The organism is Duffyella sp. Ts4, from assembly GCF_051851875.1.
In the GTDB taxonomy this organism is placed as follows: Bacteria; Pseudomonadota; Gammaproteobacteria; order Enterobacterales; family Enterobacteriaceae; genus Duffyella; species Duffyella gerundensis.
The window spans coordinates 121,195-139,881 of sequence record NZ_JBLYPN010000008.1; the positions used below are offsets into that span (position 1 = coordinate 121,195).

The window sequence follows — 18,687 nt, forward strand, 5'->3', positions numbered from 1 at the left end:
CAAACGACGCGATATAGACCATAGACTCACCCCGAATGTTATCAGGCGATTGAGCGCTGATCTTTTCAGCATAACTACCTCCTTCTTTTCTTCCCTTCTCTGTCTTATTACGAAAAGGTTTTTTCCTAAAGTTTTCCTTATCAATGCCGATGAGAACCGCATTTGTGTTTTTACTTAAAGGATTGCCCATGGAACATAAATTATGTTTTTCGCTGCTCGGTGCAGCAATGTTAATGTCAGGCTGTGCGTCTGATAAACCGTCACCACCCACAGAAAAACGTGTCCAGTCAGCTATAGTCAGTGCCGATAATCAGTCGCAAATTACCGTTGAAGGCTGGTACGACCTTGAAACCACCACCACGCGTGCTTCAGACACCCAGTTGCGGTATGTGACACCTGGCGATACGACAAAAGTCGCTGCCTTAAAAACGTTTCAGTTCATCGCCATGACGCTGACTGGCGGCGGGAATGTTCAGGGATTCAGCAAGAACGATCTTAAAGGTCATGAAGTGATGGGTATGAGCAACCCGTCACTGGCCTATATGACGCCACGAATCAGCGAAATTTTAAAAGAGGAAATGCAAAAACTTCCCGTCAAAAAGTATGATACGCCAATCGTTATTAAACCTTTAACATGGAAGTTGACCTACAAAAATCTGGCGGGTGGCGATGATAATTATCAATTTGCCATGTTTACGACTTTAAGTCGTACAGGTAAGAATCGGGACGGTAAAGCAGTCTTTCAAAGCATCGAGTGCTCCGCACACAATGTGAATGAGCAGGAGTACATTTTGCCGCAATGGGAGGCCAATAGTTATAAAAACGTCACCGACATCTCGCAAAACATCCTGGATGAGTGCCTGAAAAAGTTCAAAGCTGAAGCGAAGAGCTTTTTATTTTGATCGCTACTCTATTTTTATAATAGTGGTAAGGCGTAACGAAAAAACTTATCGGCCGTTTTAGCGTTACCCGGATCGAGTTGACGGGAATTTTTCTTTTTATCTGTCATATTGCTCTGGCCCTGAGCGGCACCGGTTTTTACTCTTTTGCTGGCGCGCTCATTTTTGTAGGGCTGCGATGGGTCTTGCACTGCTTACTCAGTCCAGGCGCATCACTGGATCAGCTTGGATGGAAAAATTTAACGAGATGCTGATCCCGTGTCTGACTGTAGATGCATCGTTCATTATCTGACTTACGTTCCGAAACCGGTATTCAGAAAAAAGTCAGAAACTTGATGACTGATTAAACGCTCGTAAAGTCATCTATGTTAAACCCGCCCCTAAAGGCGGGTTTAACATTCCTGGAGCCAGAAGGCTGACGCTATGTCCAGAAAAAATATTTAGGCAGCTGTTTTGACCGTCCGCTTCTGGCACATAGCAGACACTCAACGCAGGCATAAAATGAACCAAGCTAGTACGCAGCGAGCAGTCAGCCCCTGAATGCCGCTTTAGCGGCATGGAAGCACCAGATTTCACTGAGGATAAAAATTAATGAAAGAAGGTAAGTGACCTGAAAAAGTGAAAGGCCCGCAGAAGCGGGCCCGGGGAGATCAAAGGTACTTTTTAAAGGACGCGGTGGTTACCGTAATGGCAAGCCCCAGCATGATGGCCGCGGGCAGCAACAGCAGGTTGGGATAGACCGCTGACGGCCAGGACAGGTACGCCATCGCCGGTATGTAGACCGCCGGCTTGATCAGCCTTTTTGCCCGGTGATATAAAAACGACGACTCATAGCCCGCCCCGTAGCGACGCAGGTCGCGGCGCCCCAGCCCTTCCACCACGGCTACGGCAATAACCAGCACAAACAGCGGGATGGAAAGCGTCAGTATCGTGACCCGGATAAGCGTCACCACGGCCACCCAGACGGTGGCAAGCAGATACTGCTGCAGATAGCCGGCGAGCCAGCCGCTGCCTGACTTCAGCTGACGGGAAATTTCGTTGCCGCTGTTCATTTCCGATTCATACATCGACTGCACCCAGCCCACAAAACCGCTGTCAACGAAGGCCCACTGATACGCAAACGTGATCCAGTGCGTAACGGTGACGGAGGGTTCAGAGAGCAGCAGGCTGCGGGTAAAATCTGACGACAGGTAGCCCATTTCCGTGGTCATCACCTGCTGGCTGTGCGCGGCGCCCATTTCCGGCCAGAAGAACGCGATCCCGACGTATTCCACAATCAGGCTCAGGAACAGGGAGGCCAGGATCATGCCGGCCAGCTTCCACGGCCAGCCCCAGACCAGGTTGTAAATCAGCCCGTGCTCGCGCGGCGGAACCGGCTGCTGCGGATTCTGTGGCGTGACGTTGCGGCGCGGTTCAGCCATTTTCCTCTCCTTTCGTGACAGCCGGGGCAACGTGACCGGCGCCGCCGTTCCACCACCCTTCGCTGCTGTGGTAGTTCCGGCGCATCTCTTCGGCCAGGCGGGTGATATCGTCTGGCATGTGCTCGTCGGCGGCGTCGCCGGCGGGTAGCGGCATGCGGATTTTCCAGAGCTGTCCGCCCTCAAGCAGGGCGAACGCCTGCCCTTTGGGCAGCGACACGATATCCGACGGCTCCAGTAGGGGCACTTTGATCGTGCCGACGCGGTCCTGCGTGCTGGAGGTAAAGTCGTGATTAACGGTGACGTCTGCTGAATCCTGGTGCCCGGAGACCAGCGTTTTACTGTAGATTTCAACCTGCGGCAGCTGGGTGGTCAGCAGCTCCGCCGTCCGGTTCTCGCGCACGCGCAGCATGATGAGGTTATTAAAGTTACCCTGCACCTGGGACGTTTTGGCCGCGCTGCCGATACGCGCCTCAATGTCAGAGGACGTCTGCGTGTAGGCCGTGACCTGCATCCCCGCGCCGCCGCCCTTGTTGATCAGGGGAATAAACTCATCGCCCATCAGCTCGTTGAACTCATCACAGTGAAGGTTAATCGGATTTTTGCGGTCGTCCGCTCCCGGCAGGCCCGCGTTGATGCCGTGCTTGTAAATGTGGCCGGCCACGCTCACCAGGTCGGCAAACATGCTGTTGCCCACCGCGCTGCCCACCTCGCTGTCGCTGAGCGCGTCCAGGCCGATGTACACCACCCCTTTTTTACGGATCACCTGCTCCCAATCAAAGATCGGGCGCGGGTCTTCCATGTTGAGGTAGTCAGGCGACAGCAGCTCGGCGGTTTTGCCCGTGGTCAGCTTCTCCAGCAGCGGCAGCAGGGACGCCACTATCTTGTCGAAGTAGGTCCGGTCGTAGCGCACGGCGGAGCGCAGGCCGTCCAGTATCGGATCGTACAGCTGCTGTCCCTGCTCGGAGCTCAGCGCCACCTCATACGCCCAGATGCGCACGGCGTCCGGCTGTCCCTGCATGTTGCGGGGCACGTCATCCTCACCGAAGAGTTTAAGGTTGTTTTCGATCTGCTTACTCAGGTCGGGAAGTTTGTCGGTAATGACTTTCACCGCGTAGCGCAGGTACAGGTCCGCGATGTTATTCACGTAGCGCGTGATCAGCGTGTAGTCGGGCCGTTCGCCCAGCGCAACCAGCGCCCGCGCCACGATGTTCACGAACCGCCAGGCAAATTCCCGGAATGCCGCGCTGTTGCCTTCGCCGCTCAGCTGCCCGGCCACGCGCGATGCCACCTCGGAGACGCGTCCGAAGCGCCCCACGGCGTTATAGCGGGCCGATATATCGGGCCACCCGAGGTGAAAGATGGTCAGCTCGTCGCCGCGGCCGGCGCGGTGCGCCTCCGCCCATACCCGCTTGAGCAGGTCAGCGTCACCCTTCGGATCAAACACGATCGTTGTGTCGCCGCGCCGGATGTCCTGGGTTATCAGCAGCTCGGCCAGCCGGGTTTTGCCCACGCGCGTCGTGCCATAGACTACCGTGTGCCCCACGCGCTCGCGCAGATCCAGCGTGACGTCGACCTCGTTGGGTTCGATGCCGTGTATGGCCGGATTGCCGCCCACCGGCGGCAGCGGGCGCACCGGATTCAGAACGGAATCGGCGTTCAGCAGCTTGCTCAGCGCCGGCAGGCGCTTTTCCGTGGCCTCCTCGGCGCGGCGCGCCAGCTGGTACAGCCTGGACGGCTGAAGGTAGTGGGCCACCTCGGGACGCAGCGTGTCGCGCAGGCGCTGGGTATGCGTCTGCGTCCAGCGAAATCCCCTGCCGATAAACAGCCGTCGCTTACTCAGTGGGATCTGCCGGGAGGTCATCACGTAGCGCGACAGCCGGCGCAGGTTACGCCGGTAGCGGATCACCTGCATGCCCTCACGGGCCCGTACGATGGACAGCACGGCAAAGCCGCCCGCCGTAACGTAGCTGACGGAGGGAGCAAGGGCGACCGCCCAGGGCGCGGTGACGCACACCACGGCGGCGGTGCCGGCCACGGCTGCCGTATTCAGCTCAACGGCCGGGCGCAGCAGCGCTTCTATAACGTAGCGGTTACTCATGGGACCATACCTTCAGTGAAATGCCGGACAGCAGCCTCAGCAGGTTTTGCCCGCTGATGATCTTCAGCCGGGAAGAGGTACGGCAGACGGCCTGGCTCATCTGCCCGGTTCTGCCGGTGTGGATGAAAAAGCCCCGCTGGCCGGCGCGGGAGAGCAGCGCATCAAAATCCCGGACGTGCCCGGGGGAAATGGCCCGGCTGTAGCGCCTGGCCTGTATCAGCCAGCACTCGCCGTTGATAAACACCTTGCCGTCCAGGCCGCCGTCCCCGCTGTAGGACGCGTTGCGCTCGACCTTCAGCCCCTGCCGCTCAAAAGACAGCAGCAGCAGCTCCTCAAAAACGTAGGGATTAATTTTGCGCAGGTATCTCATCCGCTGGCCGTCGCCGTTCAGCTCGCGCAGTCGCTGATGCACGCGTGCGGCGGTGGCGCGATAACGACGGTGCCGGCGGGCGGTGGCCGTCTCCCGGCGAAACAGCCACGCGACGACGACGAGCAGGACGACAAGCCCCGCGGCCAGCAGCGGATTGACCGAGAGCAGCAGGGCCACGGTTTGGGGCGTCCCCATCATGGCGTGGGCTCCTGGGTCAGCCCGCCGTCGGTGATCAGCACGGGGTAATGCGTCAGCTGCAGGCGACGCGCCAGATCCGAACCGGAGGCCGGGGCAAGGGTCATGCCGGGCGCCATGCTGCGCAGCCCGTCAAGGGCGTCCTGGCTGTCCACGTTCACCACAAGCCCCACGGCGCCTCTGGCCGACAGGCGCTGCGCGTTGTGCCGCAGCCAGGACCGGGATACATCATCGTCCCCGATGATGAACAGCGCGCCGATGCCGGGCAGCTGCAGGTCGCGCGGGCTGACCGCGCCCGGCGACATTTCCGGCGTGGTAACGGGCAGCATGGCCGCTTCGCCCTGGCCGGGCGGCGCGGAGACGGGTGCCGGCGAGTCCTGCCGGTTGACCGCGTCAAAGATGGCCTGCGTGCTCTGTCCGCCGAGGTCGGCTAACACGTTCAGCTCCGCGTGGGACGAGAGCGACAAAAGGATGAAGGGCACAGCAAGAAAGCGGACGTTTTTCATGGTCTCGGGCTCCTGGGTTCAATCCAGACGAATCCGGTGTTGGAAGTGGCTGCAGGCACAGGGGCGTTGTCCGCCAGCTGCACGGGAGCCGGCGCCGGGCCGTTATCCGCGGGGGCCGGGGCCGGCTGCGAAGGCGGCGCCTGCAGCGTGGCAAGCTTTGTTCTGATAAAGGAGCGGTAGCGCGCGGCGGCCTGCCCGCCGGCGGGATGGTGATAGCAGCCGGCGGCGTCCAGCCAGCTGCCGGGCTTGCGGTCCCAGCATTCGCGCAGGATGACGGCGGCGGCGTTGAGGTTGGTGTACGGATCCAGCGCCTCCCAGGTGGACGTGAAGTGACTGCCGTTCCAGCCCAGGTTGACCTGCGCAATGCCCACGTCAATGCGCTTCAGGGAGTGGGTTTTCATGAACACCTGCAGCGCCTGCCAGGCCTCAAGCCGGGTTTTGTAGCGATACCCCTTGCCCGCCACGTTCAGCGTCCAGGGCCAGGGGCGCACGCCCCGCGGCAGCGTGCGCGAGGATTCCTGCAGGGCAACCGAATAAAGCGCCTCCGGCGGCACGCCGTGCTCGCGCGCCACCTTTGTATAGCCGTCGGGCACGGTCTGCGTGCCGGATGACCAGCAGTGTGCCGACGCCAGCAGCAGCAGGGCAGCGCCGGTCAGTACGCCGCGAGTTGCCATCCGTTTTCCCCCTGCTGCAGCACCACGGGCATCATGCCGTTGCCGAACCGCATCCAGCGGCCGCCGTCGTGATTAAGCGTGATCTCACGGCTGCGCACCCTGTCCAGCGGGATGCGATGCGCTTTGGCCCAGCTGCGCAGCGCGTCGTCGTCGCCCTGGCTGTCAACCAGATAGATATCGACCGGACGGTTGTCGGCCAGCACGGCAGACAGCCGCGCGTCGCACTGCGCGCATTCGGCGGACTTCACGAACAGCGCCAGTCGCCCGCCGGTGTCGTGGGCAATGCCCGCGGCGTTGCCCATGTTAACGGCCAGCGTGTTGGGGTACAGGCGCTGCCAGGCGCTGTTCACCTCGCGCTGGAATTCCATTTCTTTCTGCGTGCGGGCAAACTCCTGCTTCACCCACTTTTCGGCGTACTGGCGCCGCTCTTCGGCGCTGCGCGCCTCAATGCCGAGCGTGGAGAGCGGATCGAGGCCGGGCGACTGCGTGCCCCGGGGGCCGTTCATCAGCTGCTGATAGCGCTGATAGTCCTGCTGGTTCAGCCCCCACTGCCCCGCCTGCTGCTGCAGATCCTGAACCGCGCTTTGCCCGGTGCGCTGGGCGTCGGTGGCCTGGCCCTGGCTGCCCGAGGCCTGGACGCTGGCGTACGCGGTGCCGCCGCAGGTCAGCAAAAGCAGAATCAGTGTTTTTATCTTCATTTCGACTCCGTTAGTGAACGTTAACGGTGGTTACGCGACCGTTTACCCGAAACTGCGCCTGCCCGTACCCGGCGCCGATCAGCGTCCAGCCCTGCACGGACTGGCCTTCGCCGATAAGGCGGATCTGCGACAGGTCGCTGAAGCCCCGGGGGGCCACGGCGGCAAAGGACGTGGTTCCCCGCTTTTCCACGCCGGTCAGCACAAACGGCGCGCGGCGGGCCGCGTTCATGGCGGCACGGTGTGGCTTAGCGGGCGCCGGCTTTTTTACGGCGGGCGTCGCGGGCGGGGCGTCGGGTGCTTTTTGCGGTGCGGCCCGCAGCGCGTTCAGCTGCGCGTCAAAGCCGGACAGCTGCGACTGCATGCTCTGCCGGGCGGTGCTGAGCTCACCGACGGCCTGCTGCAGGGCGGCCAGCGCCGGGCCGCTCCGGGCCTCCTTCAGCGCGGCCTGCAGGGCGGCGATCTGCTGCTGCTGCCGTTTCAGATCCCCGCCGTATGCCTTCAGGCTGTCCTGCAGGGGGGTAAGGTCGGACCGGGTCAGCGCCTGCGAATACACCACGTTTTGCTGTTTTTCGACGTGGCCGAGCCGCTGATCGAGCGCGCTGACGCTTTTCAGGGAAATAAACGTCAGGCCGGCCACGGCCAGCGCCACCGCGACGCCGCCGTAAAGCGGCAGCCGGCGCAGGATCGCCGCGCCTTTGCGTGGCTTCTGCTGCGGTTCACCGGCGAAATCGTCTTCATCAAGGGCGGGATTGCTCATTTTGTCAGAAACCCTCCGCGTACGGGCTGGCCCTGAATTGCCGGCGGGGAAATCGTGCCGGCGGAGGTCGCCGGCTGCGCCGCGATATGCGGCGACAGCTGGGTGGCCGGAAGCTGATAGCCGGCGCGCAGGCTGTGGCAAACCACGCGCTGCACGTCGTCCACCTCAAGCTGCCAGGCCGCGCCGGCCATCACCTGCAGCGCGGTGCGCAGGCGCATCGGGCCGAGCTGATACTGCACCGCCGGCAGCGGCTGACGGTACAGCACGCCGTTGGCCGGGCCGGTCTGACAGAGCGAGTAGCCGGACTGCTTCAGGGCATAGCGCATGGCGTCGGCGACCGTGGGCTGTACGGACGGGGGAATGCGGATGTCGATAATCTGGGAAAGCGAATCCTGCTGGGCCGCCTGCGGGTCGGTGCTGACCAGCAGGTAGCGGTCGTAGCGCACCACCTCCGGCGCGCGCCCGTAGGGGTCATCGGCCGGGGTCTGGACGTTGCGGGAAACGCTGACCGACGGCGTCGGCTGGGCGGGCGCCCGCTCCTGCAGCTTCTGGGGCGGCGTGGCGCATCCCGTCAGCAGCACGAAGGGCAGAACGGCGGCGAGGGCGTGTAGTTTCATCTGAAGATTCCTGTAGGTGACAGAACAGGCATCACTGTGCGGAACTCTTCAGCGGGCTTCCACGAACAACTCTTTTTCCGGATCCAAAAAAAAACGCCGACCGGAGTCAGCGTTCAGGCAGGGCGCGTCAGGCGACCTGATGAGGAGGGTGCGTAATGTCACCGCGCCCCTGTATCAGCCCCTCAACGGAGATGTCTTCGTCAAGGGCGTCCCAGTGTATGCCACGGGGAGAAAGTTCATAGTCGTTGCGCTGCTCGGGCGTGGCGTCAAGCAGCCGCGGAAACCAGGACAGCGGTACGCCAAGCGTGCGATCGTCCGTGAGTTCAACCCACATCGTGGAGTCATCGAACCGGACGTCTCTAGCTGAAATAGTCATTCCAGGCCTCCAGAAGTGTCGTTTTGTGTAGCTTCACCAGTATGAACAGCTCTTTCAGGGTCCGTGAGTCAAATCCGTTATTTCTTGCCAGCGCCACCACCGGATCAAGCCAGAATTTAGCTTCAGCGCCGGCTTTGGAAACGTGGATATGCGCGGGCTCAAGCGGATTGCCTTCGTTGGAATAGAAAAAGAACCGAAAACCGTTCAGCCGAAGTATGACAGGCATCGTCAGTAACCTTTATGGGATTATGGTGGAGATTACAGCGACAGTCAAAACCCTGCAAACGCTGTAAAACTGCCCGTGAAGGGCAGATTTGGGAAGGTAAAATCAGAACGAGTTGTCAGCGTAGGACGGCGCCTGCTCTGAGCCACTCTGTGCCGGCGGCGCATCGCTGCGTTCCGGTTTGTAGACCATTTCCTGACCGATTTTGATCCAGTCAACCTTGATCAGTCGGGCCTTCAGGCTGACGCGGCTTTCGCCGGCGTGCTCACCGTTTTTCAGCTGAAAAATGTCGGTTGAGGGATTGCTCAGGGCAAACCCGATCAGCACCTTTTTGTCCTCATCAACCGCCTTCTGGCAGCGGTTAATCAGGCTGCTGGCTTCTTTGCCGGCAACCGTTACGTCAAAACGCACGTAGGAAGGGCTGTCGCTCGGGCCTGACAGCGCGTTGATCACGCAGCTGATGAAGGTGCCGGACTGCGCGTTAACCTGCCGGACGTTACTCAGGTAACCCAGCCCTTTTATGGTCAGGTTAAAGTAATCGTTGCGGCTGGCGGAGGACGTGGTGGTGGCGGACTGCGCGTTGTTTACAGACATGATGTTATCTCCGGGGGTCAAAAAAAATCGACGGAGAAAACTTCGGCCCGGACGGGAGAAGTCTTCCCGTCGGGGAGTCAGATTCAGGTGAGTCTGACTGTCTGGTTGGTTGAATAAACCCTGATCGTCAGGCACCAGGTGCCATATGTTGACGATATCTGCTTCCAAAGGTGCGCAGATGTACCACACGATGTGTGCTCCCTTTCAGGCTACAGGAGCTTTCTGTTCAGCCACCCGAAGGCGATTCTCTCAGGCTGATGAATCATTGGTGGTCGTCAGAGACGACGGATAAGCCCTTTTATTTTTAGGCCGCGCGCCCGCAATGTCAACCGTCCACCGCTAAAACGCCCGGGGCTTTTGGCCCACTGCCTTTGCGCTTGCCGGCGGCCCGGCGTTTTGTTTTGCGGTTGGCCTCACCAACGATCCCCTTGCATTCCGGGTACTGGACGCAGCCCCAGAACGTGCCCTCTTTACCCGTTCTCTGACGCATCGCCTTGCCGCAGAGCGGACAGTCGGGCCCGACCGGCACCGTGACGTGAAACGGCTGTGCGCGCCCCTTTTCAGTCAGGTGACGCGTCCACTGCGCCTGTTTTTGCATAAAGCTGTGCAGATCCGATTTCCCCTGCGCGATATCGTCCAGCGCCTGCTCCCACAGCGCGGTCATGCCGGGGCTGGTCAGCGTCTCCGGCAGCGCGGCGATAAGCTCGCGGGCCATCTGCGTGGAGTGAATGTGTTTCCCTTTTTTCTCCAGGTATCGACGCCTGAACAGCGTTTCCAGCACGCCGCTACGCGTGGCCTCCGTGCCGAGCCCGGCGTTTTCCCGCAGCACCTTTTTGAGCTGGGGATCGCTGACCAGGCTGGCGGCATTTTTCATGGCCGCAATCAGCGTGCCCTCGGTCATGTGCGCGGGCGCTTTCGTGACGTTGTCCTTTACGGTCCCGCCCGTCACGCGGCATACGTCGCCTTTATCGAGCGGCGGCAGGCTGGCCGGCGCGTCCTCTTCGCCTTCCGCCTCGTCCTCGTCCTGCTGGCCGCCGAACAGCGCTTTCCAGCCCGGCACCACGGTAACGCGTCCGCGCGTCCGGAACAGCTGATTGCCCAGGTTAAACGTTGCCTCGGTGACGTCAGACTCCTGCAGAGGCAGAAACTGCGCCAGATAGTGCTGACGAATGAGCTGATAAACCTTCAGCTCGTCGGCGCTGAGGCGCGCCAGGTCAAATGCCTGGCGCGTGGGAATGATGGCGTGGTGCGCGGTGATTTTTTTATCGTTCCACACCCGGGACATAAAGCTTTTGTCCAGGCGTGACAGCGCGGAGGCAACCGAAGGATCGGATGCCTGAACGGCCCGGAGAACGTCCGCCACCTCGTCCCGCATGGAGAGCGGCAGGTAGCCGCAGTCGGTGCGCGGATAGGTTGTCGCCTTATGTGTTTCATAAAGCGCCTGCGCGATGGTCAGTACCTGGTTTGCCCCCATTCCCCACTTTCGGGAGCACACCTGCTGCAGCGTGCCGAGATCGAAGCACAGCGGCGCGGGCGTTTTTTCCCGTTTTTTCTCCGCGGTCAGAACGGTAGCCGATCCGGTTTTCTGGCAGAGCTGCAGCACGGCATGGGCAATCGGCTGATTGATGCAGCGCTTTTCCTCGTCGCAGTATTGTTCTGCGCCGACCCACTCGGCGTGAAAAGTAACGCCGTCTTTTTCCAGCTGTGCCCTGACCTGCCACCAGGGTTTGGGAGTGAAGTTCGCGATCTCATTGTCGCGGTTGACCACTATAGCGAGCGTCGGCGTCTGTACGCGCCCCACGGAAAACATCTCCGCATGGCCGGCCTCGCCGGCCTTCAGGGTGTACAGGCGCGTCAGGTTCATCCCGATTAGCCAGTCGGCCTGCGAACGGCCGATGCCCGCCTGATACAGCTTTTCGGTTTTCTCGCCGGGCAGCATGTTCTGCAGCGCCTGCCGTATGCTGCCCTCGTCCAGCGCGGACAGCCACAGCCGGCGAACGGCGCCGCGGTAGCCGCAGTACGTCATCAGCTCCCGGGCAATCACTTCGCCTTCGCGATCCGCGTCGGTGGCGATCACCACCTCGCGGGCTTTTTTCAGCAGCTTTTTAATCACGGCAAACTGATCGGCGGTTTCTTTCTTAACCACCATTTGCCAGATTTCGGGGATCACCGGCAGCACGTTTGCACGCCAGGGCCGTCCGAACTGTTCGCCGTAAGCCTCGGGCGTGGCCGTTTCCAGCAGGTGCCCCACCGCCCAGGTGACGGTGACGTTCTCGCCTGAAATATATCCCTGCCCGCGCTGGCTGACGCCCAGCACTCTGGCGATATCCTTTGCTTGCGACGGTTTTTCACAAAGATAAAGCTGCACAGCTGACCTCCCGGATTAACGGACCTTGCCAGCGGCAACCTGCTGGATTCGCGTGATTAAGTTATCAAATGAGCTGCCTGACAAATGTTCCGGATAGGGCGATTTATACGTCACATAAACGCGGCTGCCTGCACCATTCTTTTCGATTTCAATATCAAGATGATCATGTTTGCCGCGATCGTTTCCCATCTTGTAATAACTACCCGGAGAGGCTTCCCAGACGGGGTTCCTTTCGGCAATAGCTGATGCACTCCACTCACTGTTTCGATCGCGAGTACGGATACGTTCCAGCTCTTCCGTGGAAATAAATTTGTAGTAGCGTTTGAGCCTGGCGGCGGCAGTATCAACATCAACCGGCACCTGGAATTCACGATCGGCATTTGCCGTGGAAGGCTGCGCTGCAGGAGAGAGAATAGGCATTCCGTTGCTGGCTACGCCGGGTGTTGAACCGGCTGAATCACTGCCACGCAGGGTTTTACTGACGCTGAAGGCGGTATCGCTGATGTTCTTGTTTATGGCGGCCAGATCGGTGCCGGCACAGCCGGTCAGAAGTGCGCAGACAGCGCCGGTGATCAGTATTTTTTTCATGTCAGACTTTCTCAGCAGGGGTTGTCAGAAGTGGGGAAAAAGAGGAGCGCTTTTCACCGGAAAGAATGGCCGGATCAATTTCGCCCAGCTTTTCAGTGGCGGCCATGCCCCGGGCAGTGTTATTGCGGATATCGTCATAGGTCACCGGCACGGTTTTGTATCCCTGAATGACGCCGTAGACCTGACGCACGGCGTGACCACCCACGTTAAGGTATTGATCACGTTCCGACAGGGAGATCAGCCCGTAGTGAAATGCCTGAAAAACCTTGAGGGCCAGCTGGTCAAAATGCACCAGAAGCCAGACGCAGCGGTAGCCAAGGGGCGATCGGCTGAAGACATCAAGATTCAGGGGCTCAACGGATGAGACTTCAGACAGGTTGATACCTGCCGGGATCGCCGTAAGGACGCGTTCAACCTTTTCAACTGTTTCCCGTACCCGCGATGTAGCGGCTTTCAGTGCATCCTCAAGACGTACCAGAACCTGATCGGCATAGGGATTACCGGCGGCGGAGTCGCGGCCGGCTATACCAGCGCGCGAAATCGCCTGCGGCATGCCGATAATTTCCGGCCTTTTTTTACCCCGGGTCTGTGCTTCATCCCGGCGTCGGCCCTCCCACAGGCGGATGGCATAGTGTGAATGCAGGTCGATGGAAAGCGAGGACTGCAGGGCTCCCGAGCGGCGTGGTGCGGCCTGAGGCGTGGTTTGTTCGGCCATAGCTGTCTCCTGATAGGCAAAGGCATCGATTATGCTGAAGGGGCATCCTCATTCCTGAGGAACAGTTGAACAATTCAAAATCAGTTTTCGGAAATCGAAAATTTCCCAGCAACAGGTGTTGCGGGTCGCAAAAAAGCTTATTTTTCGTACTTTGTTGCAACCTGCAACACTGCTTACTTTTTGTACTTTGTTGCAGCCTGCAACACTGCTCACTTTTTGTACTTTGTTGCAGCCTGCAACACCGTTCACTTTTCGTACTTTGTTGCAGCCTGCAACACTGAGCGTTTTACGAACCGCTGCAGAAATTGACTTAGTCATTGTCAGCCCGGTCAGAATGAATGCGAGATCGCACACGCTGAATAATATCCCGCACGCGGGCGTCATCAGGTACTTGCTGGCGTGGAGTACGTCCGGCAGGGACTGCCCGGTGCTCAGGTCGTGCAGGAACGGGTTTGGCAATGGATTCCCTCTGGGGCTGGTAAAGCTCGCCTTTTCGGGCTTTCTTGAGCACGGTCAGCATCCACCCCACCGGATTTTGCAGGCTGCCTTCTTTCATGGCCCTGGCGAGGTTTTGTAACACCAGTTGAGCCTGCTCTGGCTGCAGTGCCTGAAGCTGTTCGCTCAGCATCTTAAGGTCCTGCTCACTCAACAGGCTGGCAAACTTTTCCGGCAGAACAGATACGCGCTCTACGTATGTATTTTTAGTATTGTTATTAACAATACGTACGTAACCGTTCGGTTCCCGAACTCTGTTGTTTTCAGGGGCTTTCTCACTCGGTTCGGAATCCGAATCCGGAGATATTTTATGACTCTCTTCGCCGGGTTCGGATTCCGAACCCGGATGCATTACCAGCATGCGGTTTTTCATGTCGGAGGGATTTTGCACTGCACCCAGGCGCCCTTCTATAACAGCCAGGTGGCTTCGATGATGACGCATGGCGGGATCAAGGCAGACATCGTTGATGATGGCTTTTGCCGTCCGGCTTATCGTCTTGTTACTGCTAAAACACGCTTCAGCTACCGTCTGAAGCCAGCGAGGATCCAGTACCTCTGCATCGGCGAACGTCAGCGGTTCGTCATGCTGCGCATAAATGTTGCCCCTTATGCGCCCCTTATCATCACGGACGCGCTTACACAGGCTCAGCCAGCCGGTAATGCGCAGCATAAGCAGTACCCGACTGATGGTCTCTCGGGACGCTTTACCTTTGCCCGGCGTTGCCAGCTGAAGCTGCAGATCGTCATAAGAAGGAAATACCGCGCCGTCGTTATGCTGGGCATGCAGGCGAATAATTATCCAGGCCATTTTATCGAGTGGAGATAGTCGGGTATCCAGCAACAGCCGCCGGGGCAGCGCATCGTGCACGTTACCCATGAACAGCAGTCCGCCACGCGCAAAGTTACTTTGCTCTCCCGAGTTGCGCGCCAGCAGGCGATCGTTCATTTTCTTAACAGCATGGTTAATCAGGCTGTCATCCGGAAGCTTCATTGCTCTCCCTTATATGGATCGTGGTTATGAAAAGCGCTTAGCGTTATGCATCAGGTAGCACAACGTTAAGCACTCTCAAGCAGAGGTTAAGTGGCAGTTGGCCATGATTGAAACACCGGGCGGTTCCGTTGGCTTTCCTGCAGACAGCGGCTGAGGCAACAGCTGGCGTTTTTAAAATCAGGGTGATGTCATTCAGCTTCATGATGCATCTCTTCTACTGACTACAGTGATTATTCACGCCCGCTCTGCCTCAATCCGCGGGCAGGCTCTTATGCCATTTTCCTGCTCGCAGCAGTCAGTCGGTCACTTTCCCATTTACGGATCGCATTCCAGACAGCGGTCAGCGGGATGTTCATTTCCTCGGCCGCAAGCAGCATGATCTCCAGCCCCTCTTCCGTATCACAGGAAACGGCATTGCCATTCTTGACCCACATTGACCAGAGTCGGGCGCTCTCTTCATCGGAAATCACCGTTCCACGACCAGCACGTACTTTTATGCCGGCAATACGGCGGCGCGTGGCAACTTCGCTACTTGGCAGGCCAAAAAAATGTGAAAGCAGTGCAATGGAACCACCCAGCGCCAGGGCACGATCCAGCCGTTGAAGGCGAGTCTGTTCCGCACGCGCCTGATTCAACAATCGACTGAGGTTTTCATGGTTAATCTGAAACGACAGCACCGAAACCTCACTGTTGGAGATGTAGTGAATGTCCTCGATGGTCATATCCTTAAGTGCGGCAACCTCTTCTCCGGTCAGCCCCATTTTGTCGCAGCGCCGAATAAAGCCGTTTTTAAGCTCCATAACCAGATCGAGCAGGAAACCGTTAGCAGCGCGGGATAAGTTAGTATTCATTGTTCAGCTCTTCAGTTGGTAAAGCAGAAGATGGCGCAGCGGCCTGGCGCTGCAGTTCACGAAGACGACGAAGCACCCTGACCAGGCGAAACAGCGTCAGGGTCATATCGTCATTTAATAAAGGGGTATGGGATTGTGATGACCCGATCAGCAAATTCACTGCGCGGCCCATGTCCAGCGTCTCTACGTCGCTGCCAGCCAGCGCAGACAACAGCAGCGCAACTGGATGTGAACCTTCAGCAGAGACCAGACGATAGCCGGGTGCAGTTTCGTCTTCACAGGCGGGCTCAAAATATTCAGCACAATCAAGCGCCTCGCTGATCTCCCAACACAGGCGGTAAGCCATGCTCTGCAGATGCTCAATGTCATCCTGAAGCGCATTGATCTGCCATAGAGATGCCTCAGATTCGTTCATTTCACCAGGTAGGGTTGGTGGCCGTGATTCCGCAGCGGCAGGCTTTGTGCGGCTTTTGGAACCAGCAGGTTCTGCATTCAGATCCGAAGAAGGTTTATCTGTAAAATCATCAGCTGAGCCAGAGACTTCAGGAGGTGTTTTTTCGGCGACAATCTGCGATTTATCACCCTTTCCCGCATCCGCAACAGAGAAGTCGATGTCGGTTTCTACATCGCCAGCCGTTACTTCAACTTGCGGTATATCAAACCCGGCAGGACACGCAGGTATGCTCTGCTCAAGGTCCTCCCGCTGTAGCCTCGGTTTTCTGGCATCCCTTAACTCCAGCAGCCAGCGATCATAGTCCATGTTGTCATCCGGCAATGCTTCAGTCAGATCACCAATAAACTCATCGATGAACATCTCCTGGGACCAGCTTTCCGGATCGTCAAATTTCTGACAGCAGCAGCCGAATACCTCTGCGAAAGTTTTAACCGTCTCAATGCCTTTGTTAAGGCGGCAGCTGTCCCAAACTTTCTCGGCGCTCTGCCGGAGCGACAAAAGCTGGCTGATACACTCCCTTTTAAAACCGGACATCAGCAGCGTCGGCATCCACGGATAGAGATGTTTAAGCGTGTCCTCCATACGGCTAATCGAGGAGTAGTGAACCGGCAGTCCCTGCTCTGCCAGAATCGCTGACAGCTCGCGCAAAGAGACCTTTTTGCCAGATTCTGCCTCATGGATTTTTCGAGCCTGCTGCACGCCTAGCGCTTTTTCAATAAAAGACAGTGAGCCACGCCCTTCATTTTCTGCCAGATGGCCAACCAGACAATTCAGCCTGCCTGGCCAGGGCTTTACGGCGCATGTGATTTCATAGAACCGGCTTTCACCCGTTTCCTCCCAGAGCTCTTTAAGGATGGCATATCGGGTATTTCCTCCATCGCTGAACGTCCAGACTCCTTCAGGCAGCCTGGGATCACGCGTTACAACAGGTACCGATGCGAGTCCGCGGGCACGGATTGATGCCTTGATATAGTCAAAGCATGGATTACGCGTCGTCCGCGGGTTATCAGGATTAGGTCGTAGCTGATCCAGCGTAAAAGCGTGAGTAAGGGTGCCTTGTTCGACTGCAACCGGGGTATCAGAGGCGATTTTGCTCATCGCGATGATTTCCTGTAGTCATAGCCAAGGTCATAACTGCCTTCCGGATATTCAGAGAACAGCGTGTATTTACCGTCAAACTGCACTTTTAGCGTGCCGGTTGGCCCCTGGCGCTGTTTACTGATGATGATCTCTGCCTGGCCTGGATGATGGGTTTCCGCGTTATAAACCTCGTCCCTGTAAATAAAGCTAATCAGGTCAGCGTCCTGCTCAAGCGCACCGGAATCACGCAGATCGCCATTATTAGGACGTTTATCCGCGCGTTGTTCGACCTGACGATTAAGCTGGGAGAGCGCGAGTACCGGGCAGCCGAGTTCTTTGCCCAATGCCTTAAGAGAACGCGAAATCTCGGCGATTTCCTGCGTGCGGTTCTCCATGCCAGGGCAACGTACCAGCTGCAGATAATCGATCATGATGAGTGAAGGCTGCCCGTGCTTACGGATATAACGACGCGCACGGGTACGGAGCGTTGCCGGGGTCTGGGCGCTGTTATCATCAATGATGAGGCGATTGCGCCATTCAGCCAGTTCGTGCGCCCCTTTACTGATGAGATCCCATTCTGTGTCCCCAAGATCGCCACTGCGCAGACGACTAAGCTCAACCCGGCTACGCATGGAAAGCAGCCGCATCATCAGCTGTTCGGTGGGCATTTCGATACTGAAGATAAAAACGCTTTTTTGCGGGCGTCCCAACAATGCGCCAATGCACCAGCTCAGCGCCATAGAGGTTTTACCCATTGATGGCCTGGCAGCCAGCAAAATCAGATCGCCTGGCTGAAGCCCACAGGACATGTAATCGAGTGCGGCCATGCCGGTCGGCGTGCCGGTTATAAAATTGTCTGATGCCGTGGCTGACTCAAGTTTGCTGAGCAGTAAGTCCAGTGCTTCCGTTACTTCGAACTCTTTCGCACTTTGAATAACGCCCTGTTCGCTGAGTTTGAAGAGGGCATTTTCGGCATGCTCTGCAACCTCAGGCGCACTGAGCCGGTGACGGTGAACATCGGCCAGGATAGCGTTTCCTACCACCAGCAGCTCCCGCAAACGGCTTTTCTCAACCATAACTGCGGCATAGGCCATAACATTGGCAGCAGACGGCGTATTTTTTGACAACTCAGCGAGATAGGCAAAGCCCCCGCAGCGATCAATATCGCCACTGGACTCCAGTTTTTCACTGAGTGTAATCAGATCAAAAGGCTGAGATAAGGTGGCCAATGAAGACATGGCCATGTAGATAGCACGGTGGCCAGCAATGAAAAAATCATCTTTCTTCAGCAGCAGATTGACGTCGTCCCACCGGTCGTTATCAAGCATCAGCGCACCCAGCACGCACTGCTCTGCTTCGGTCGAACAGGGTATGTCAGTGGCTTTTTCAGGCATGAGGAATTCCCTCCACGGTCAAGTGGATAACATTGATAAGGGGATGTTTTACTTGGTTGAACGAGCCGTTATTTCGTCGAGATAGATATCCAGATAACGGTCTATCAAGCCTTGTACGATCCTGGCTGCAGTGACTACCCTGCCTGATTCTGTACTGACTCTGATTGCCGAAAGCTCAGCTTTCATGCGCCTTTCTGGCCCTATATAGACCAACGGGGCAGGCTTTTTAACATCGTTTAGGGAGGGCATCACGACCGACTCCTGGTTAAGTTTTATTGAGGAATTCTCCTTAACGGAAATTCCGGATGAAAACGACCTGAGTC

The 18,687-nt window shown here is 57.9% G+C and carries 20 protein-coding genes; 1 reads left to right on the plus strand and 19 read right to left on the minus strand.

Annotated elements, in window-relative coordinates; genetic code table 11:
- Positions 1-188 precede the first annotated feature (188 nt).
- A complete protein-coding gene (locus ACJY2L_RS13695; protein ID WP_439214214.1) occupies positions 189-902 on the plus strand; it encodes a hypothetical protein in 714 nt (237 codons plus the stop codon).
- A 647-nt stretch (positions 903-1,549) separates the two neighbouring features.
- Here the strand turns inward: ACJY2L_RS13695 and ACJY2L_RS13700 are convergent.
- The 19 genes from ACJY2L_RS13700 to dnaB-PI all read right to left on the minus strand — a co-directional run bounded on the left by ACJY2L_RS13700 (position 1,550) and on the right by dnaB-PI (position 18,364).
- Complete coding sequence (locus ACJY2L_RS13700) at positions 1,550-2,320, minus strand: TIGR03747 family integrating conjugative element membrane protein (protein ID WP_067437323.1); 771 nt, start codon at positions 2,318-2,320, stop codon at positions 1,550-1,552.
- Entirely contained in the window at positions 2,313-4,418 is a 2,106-nt protein-coding gene (gene traD, locus ACJY2L_RS13705; RefSeq protein WP_439214215.1) for a type IV conjugative transfer system coupling protein TraD, read from the minus strand. The genes ACJY2L_RS13700 and traD overlap by 8 nt, the downstream gene beginning before the upstream one ends.
- Complete coding sequence (locus ACJY2L_RS13710) at positions 4,411-4,983, minus strand: restriction endonuclease (protein ID WP_439214293.1); 573 nt, start codon at positions 4,981-4,983, stop codon at positions 4,411-4,413. Before ACJY2L_RS13710 ends, traD begins: the two co-directional genes overlap by 8 nt.
- Positions 4,983-5,489: an integrating conjugative element protein gene (locus ACJY2L_RS13715; protein WP_439214216.1), complete on the minus strand. Its 507-nt coding sequence runs from the start codon at positions 5,487-5,489 to the stop codon at positions 4,983-4,985. Before ACJY2L_RS13715 ends, ACJY2L_RS13710 begins: the two co-directional genes overlap by 1 nt.
- A complete protein-coding gene (locus ACJY2L_RS13720) occupies positions 5,486-6,163 on the minus strand; it encodes a lytic transglycosylase domain-containing protein (protein WP_439214217.1) in 678 nt (225 codons plus the stop codon). The genes ACJY2L_RS13715 and ACJY2L_RS13720 overlap by 4 nt, the downstream gene beginning before the upstream one ends.
- On the minus strand, positions 6,142-6,861 hold the full coding sequence (locus ACJY2L_RS13725; protein WP_439214218.1) for a TIGR03759 family integrating conjugative element protein: 720 nt from the start codon (positions 6,859-6,861) through the stop codon (positions 6,142-6,144). Before ACJY2L_RS13725 ends, ACJY2L_RS13720 begins: the two co-directional genes overlap by 22 nt.
- Positions 6,862-6,871: 10 nt before the next feature.
- The gene (locus ACJY2L_RS13730) at positions 6,872-7,618 is read right to left on the minus strand and encodes a DUF2275 domain-containing protein (RefSeq protein ID WP_439214219.1); all 747 of its coding nucleotides are present in this window, start codon (positions 7,616-7,618) and stop codon (positions 6,872-6,874) included.
- On the minus strand, positions 7,615-8,235 hold the full coding sequence (locus ACJY2L_RS13735) for a PilL N-terminal domain-containing protein (protein ID WP_439214220.1): 621 nt from the start codon (positions 8,233-8,235) through the stop codon (positions 7,615-7,617). The genes ACJY2L_RS13730 and ACJY2L_RS13735 overlap by 4 nt, the downstream gene beginning before the upstream one ends.
- 127 nt (positions 8,236-8,362) lie before the next feature.
- A complete protein-coding gene (locus ACJY2L_RS13740; RefSeq protein ID WP_064703432.1) occupies positions 8,363-8,611 on the minus strand; it encodes a DUF2442 domain-containing protein in 249 nt (82 codons plus the stop codon).
- A complete protein-coding gene (locus tag ACJY2L_RS13745) occupies positions 8,595-8,837 on the minus strand; it encodes a DUF4160 domain-containing protein (RefSeq protein WP_439214221.1) in 243 nt (80 codons plus the stop codon). Before ACJY2L_RS13745 ends, ACJY2L_RS13740 begins: the two co-directional genes overlap by 17 nt.
- Before the next feature lie 102 nt (positions 8,838-8,939).
- Positions 8,940-9,428, minus strand: a complete 489-nt coding sequence (locus ACJY2L_RS13750; RefSeq protein WP_439214222.1) for an STY4534 family ICE replication protein — start codon at positions 9,426-9,428, stop codon at positions 8,940-8,942.
- A gap of 325 nt (positions 9,429-9,753) precedes the next feature.
- On the minus strand, positions 9,754-11,796 hold the full coding sequence (locus ACJY2L_RS13755; RefSeq protein ID WP_439214223.1) for a DNA topoisomerase III: 2,043 nt from the start codon (positions 11,794-11,796) through the stop codon (positions 9,754-9,756).
- A 15-nt stretch (positions 11,797-11,811) separates the two neighbouring features.
- On the minus strand, positions 11,812-12,384 hold the full coding sequence (locus tag ACJY2L_RS13760) for a hypothetical protein (RefSeq protein WP_067437353.1): 573 nt from the start codon (positions 12,382-12,384) through the stop codon (positions 11,812-11,814).
- 1 nt (position 12,385) lies between these two features.
- A complete protein-coding gene (locus ACJY2L_RS13765) occupies positions 12,386-13,099 on the minus strand; it encodes a PFL_4669 family integrating conjugative element protein (protein ID WP_067437356.1) in 714 nt (237 codons plus the stop codon).
- Positions 13,100-13,147: 48 nt separating this feature from the next.
- Positions 13,148-13,417, minus strand: coding sequence for a hypothetical protein (locus ACJY2L_RS13770; protein ID WP_439214224.1), 270 nt, complete (start codon positions 13,415-13,417; stop codon positions 13,148-13,150).
- Positions 13,410-14,585 (minus strand): STY4528 family pathogenicity island replication protein, encoded by a 1,176-nt coding sequence (locus tag ACJY2L_RS13775; RefSeq protein WP_439214225.1) that lies wholly within the window; start codon positions 14,583-14,585, stop codon positions 13,410-13,412. Before ACJY2L_RS13775 ends, ACJY2L_RS13770 begins: the two co-directional genes overlap by 8 nt.
- Before the next feature lie 269 nt (positions 14,586-14,854).
- Complete coding sequence (locus tag ACJY2L_RS13780) at positions 14,855-15,436, minus strand: DUF2857 domain-containing protein (protein ID WP_187493843.1); 582 nt, start codon at positions 15,434-15,436, stop codon at positions 14,855-14,857.
- A complete protein-coding gene (locus tag ACJY2L_RS13785; protein WP_439214226.1) occupies positions 15,426-16,988 on the minus strand; it encodes a ParB family protein in 1,563 nt (520 codons plus the stop codon). The genes ACJY2L_RS13780 and ACJY2L_RS13785 overlap by 11 nt, the downstream gene beginning before the upstream one ends.
- A complete protein-coding gene (gene dnaB-PI, locus ACJY2L_RS13790) occupies positions 16,985-18,364 on the minus strand; it encodes an SPI-7-type island replicative DNA helicase (RefSeq protein ID WP_439214227.1) in 1,380 nt (459 codons plus the stop codon). The genes ACJY2L_RS13785 and dnaB-PI overlap by 4 nt, the downstream gene beginning before the upstream one ends.
- Positions 18,365-18,687 lie beyond the last annotated feature (323 nt).